Origin of the sequence: Cryomorpha ignava, from assembly GCF_010686655.1 — a bacterium.
Taxonomy (GTDB): domain Bacteria; phylum Bacteroidota; class Bacteroidia; order Flavobacteriales_D; family Cryomorphaceae; genus Cryomorpha; species Cryomorpha ignava.
Map to the genome: position 1 here is coordinate 1 of NZ_JAAGVY010000098.1, position 3,581 is coordinate 3,581.

At 43.2% G+C, this 3,581-nt stretch carries 3 protein-coding genes; 2 read left to right on the forward strand and 1 reads right to left on the reverse strand.

What is annotated here, in order from left to right; translation table 11 throughout:
- The first annotated feature begins 290 nt into the window (after positions 1–290).
- A complete protein-coding gene (gene porQ / locus G3O08_RS20415; protein ID WP_163287302.1) occupies positions 291–1,331 on the forward strand; it encodes a type IX secretion system protein PorQ in 1,041 nt (346 codons plus the stop codon).
- Positions 1,332–1,376: 45 nt separating this feature from the next.
- Positions 1,377–2,069 (forward strand): (d)CMP kinase, encoded by a 693-nt coding sequence (gene cmk / locus G3O08_RS20420; protein ID WP_163287303.1) that lies wholly within the window; start codon positions 1,377–1,379, stop codon positions 2,067–2,069.
- Positions 2,070–2,084: 15 nt separating this feature from the next.
- Here cmk and G3O08_RS20425 read toward each other — a convergent pair whose 3' ends face one another.
- A complete protein-coding gene (locus G3O08_RS20425; protein ID WP_163287304.1) occupies positions 2,085–3,314 on the reverse strand; it encodes a 4-hydroxy-3-methylbut-2-enyl diphosphate reductase in 1,230 nt (409 codons plus the stop codon).
- Positions 3,315–3,581 lie beyond the last annotated feature (267 nt).

A 3,581-nucleotide genomic window follows, 5' to 3' on the forward strand; every position in this document is an offset into this window, starting at 1 on the left:
GCTTCAGACTAACCACTGGTGGAGCAGATAATCAGACCGTATCTTCAATAAAAACCCGCTCCGCTGGGCATGCGCCCTGCGGAATCTAAAATTTCATCTACAAAAATTGTAGATTATCTATTTCATAAATAGCCTTAGACTTATTCCCCAGAGTGAATACCGCTGCGGAGCGGCTTTTGTCAGACTCGTGGCGAGCGGATATTCAGTTCTTATCCCTAATAAAATTCAATCTCAAAACTTTCTTCTCATTTAAAAACAATAGATTTACCCTAACTTCGTTTATCGGAAGAATGAATAAGCTGTTTACAACCATCGCGATTGTTATCTTGGGCATTTCGCAGTCTTTTGCGCAGGGCAATGGACAAGACAATTACCAGATTTTACAAACCATCAGTCCCGCGCGGGTAGCTGCCTTGGGTGGAAACGCCATAGCTGTAAAAGATGGCGATCTCAATCTGGGGCTTATCGCTCCTTCCCTACTCGATTCTACAAGTTCCGGTCAAATTGCTTTTGGCTATACCCGGTTTTTTGGTGAAGCCAACATCAGCCACATCGGCTACGGCCACTATTTTAAGGATATTGGAACACTTACATTTTCGATAGAAAATCTGGGTTATGGAACTTTTGACCTCACCGATGAAGCCGGCAATGTGCTTGGCAATTTTAATGCTGGCGAGTATATCTTTCAAGCCGGAATCGGCCGCCAGCTCGATGATAATTTTTCGCTTGGCGCGAATGTAAAGTACATTTTCAGTGAGCTTGCCGAGTATAAATCATCTGCGGTGGCAGTAGATCTTGCATCTACTTATTACAATCCCGAAAAAGAATTTACAGCTACCTTATTAATGAAAAATATCGGGAGTTCAATTTCGAGCTATACCGACAACACCAATGAAACTTTGCCCTTTGAAATTCAAATGGCCATTTCTAAAAAGCTCAGCAAAGCACCTTTGCGGTTTTCGCTTATTGGCGAGAATCTTCAAACCTGGGATTTAACCCCCGAAAGCGATGAAGAGACACAGATAGATCCGCTTACAGGCGAAGAAACGCAGGTAAATCCCGGCGGATTTGGCGAAAACCTGGCGCGCCACCTTGTTTTTAATGCCGAAGTTTTAGTTACCAAAAACATCAACCTTCGCTTTGGTTACAACTACAACCGTCGCCAGCAGCTAAAAATTGAAGAACGTCCCGGCGCTGCGGGAATTACTTACGGTCTGGGGGTAAGAATTGCCAAACTCCACCTCAGCTATGCGCGTGCTGCATATAGCCTCGCGGGTGTGAGCAATCACTTTTCGGTGAGCATAAAATTCGACGATTTCAAAAAATCATAGCCCAAAACTTTTCAAAACTCACTTTCCGCTGTATCTTCGCATTCAGTGGAAAGAAAAATAAATATAGCCATCGATGGCTACTCATCGTGCGGAAAAAGCACCCTTGCCAAAGGAATAGCAAAAGCTTTGGGCTACGCTTACATTGATTCTGGCGCGATGTACAGAGCCGTTACGCTCTATGCAATCAGAAATGGCCTTTCCAACAACGACGAAATTGATGAAAGCGGACTAGAAACTGAATTAGACAATATTACGGTCGATTTTACGAATTCGAACGGAATGAATATGACCCGGCTGAATGGTGAGATTGTAGAAAATGAGATTAGAAACATGGAGGTTTCTGCTTTGGTGAGCCAGGTGAGCCGCATTAAAAAGGTGCGCGAAAAGTTGCGCCTTATGCAGCAAGATGCTTCACGCTTTGGTGGCGTCGTTATGGATGGCCGCGATATTGGCAGTGCTGTTCTACCCTTTGCCGAGCTTAAAATCTTTATGACTGCCAATAAAGATATTCGAGCCATGCGCCGCTTTGAGGAACTCGCCGAAAAAGGAGAAACAATAACGCTTGAAGAAATTCGCGCCAATTTAGAAAAACGTGATTTGCTCGATACTACACGAAAGGAAAATCCATTGGTTCAAGTTCCCGATGCGCTCCTTCTCGACAATACAAAAATGACCGAAAAAGAGCAGTTAAATCAAGCTCTGGATTGGGCTAAGGAATTGATTTTCGAGACAAGCTAAACGCTTTCTACGGTATTAGTTTTCACGAATGGCCATACCCACTGCTTCGTCAACCGGTGTTACTTCATCAAAAAACGAAAGAACTTTCTGCATTACTCTATCTACCACAGAGTCGGGGCACGATGCGCCACTGGTAAGCACAATGCGCACGTGATCTTTTTTAGGCAACCAGCCATTTGTGTGCTCGAGTATCTTTTCAGGATAATTAAAATGGTGAATCAAGTCCGGCGATTGGATTTCAGTTTCGGATTTGATAAAGTAAGATTTCAGTTTTTCTTCGCAAAGCTCGACAATATGGGATGTATTTGAGCTGTTATACCCACCTACAACAATGGCCAGATCGGCCTCTTCTTCCAGTACACCGAGGGTAGCCTGTTGATTGTCGTTGGTAGCATAGCAAAGCGTATCGCGCGTATCAGCAAAATGTTTTCTCACCACCCCCTCGCCGTACTTTTCGGTCATTACGCGCTTAAAATAATCGGCTATGGCCTGTGTTTCTGTGGCAAGCATGGTTGTTTGATTCACTACGCCCACTTTCGTGAGATGGATTGCCGGATCGAAACCGGGGCTGTATTTGCCATCAAAGGCAGTCTCAAATTCGTTTAAGGGTCTGCTTCCGCGAATAAAATCAGCTAACAACTCAGATTCTGCCATGTCTTTTACCACCACAGAAGGCGCTCCCTGGTAGCTATGCGAAAATGTGGCTCTGGTTTCTTCGTGTTGATGCTTTCCGTGAATAATCACCGTAAATTCATCGGCACCGAGCTTTGCAGATCGCTTCCATACTTTCTCTACAAAAGGGCAAGTGGTATTGTACTTTTGCATTTCAATGCCTTTCGCCTCCAGCATGGCACGTATTTCTACTGTTGTTCCAAAAGCGGGTATCATAACGATATCATCAGGCTGAAGCTCATCCCAATCTACAAACTGATTGCCCTCTGTATCCATAATAAAACGAATGCCCCGATCTTCCAGATCGCGGTTTACTTCCGGATTGTGAATCATTTGGCTAAGCAGAAAAATACGCTTTCCCGGGTTCTCATCGAGTGCCTTGTATGAAAGCTCTATGGCATTTTCTACACCATAGCAGAAACCAAAATGGCGTGGAATCAGAAATGACACAGGCCCAAAATCTACAAGTGTAGGTGTAAAATCCTGCTTGCGCGGATCTGACAGTTTTCGGGCATTCTTAAGCTTTCCAATGATAGGAGATCGGTAATATTCTGGTATTTCAAATTGCTTCATCGCTTGTGCTCTTTGGCAGATTTAACTGCAAAGTTAGGGTTTTATTACATCTGGCTATAATATTGAAACCACTTTGAACGGCTTGATCAAAAATTTTTATAACAACATGATCAATAGCGTCCTAAACGTTTAAAAAATTCAAAAAAGAAAGAGGGAAGTTTTGTATTTCAAATTAACTTTGAATTGCACAACAAAAACACTCCCTCTTATGGCAAATATAACGTTGTTTTCTCAGATTATCTCAAAATTAGATCGCTCAAAATTCAA

Bases quoted from the DNA above. Each gene is read 5' to 3' on its own strand.
- porQ (WP_163287302.1), top strand. From the start codon at position 291: ATGAATAAGCTGTTTACAACCATCGCGATTGTTATCTTGGGCATTTCG.
- G3O08_RS20425 (WP_163287304.1), bottom strand. From the start codon at position 3,314: ATGAAGCAATTTGAAATACCAGAATATTACCGATCTCCTATCATTGGA.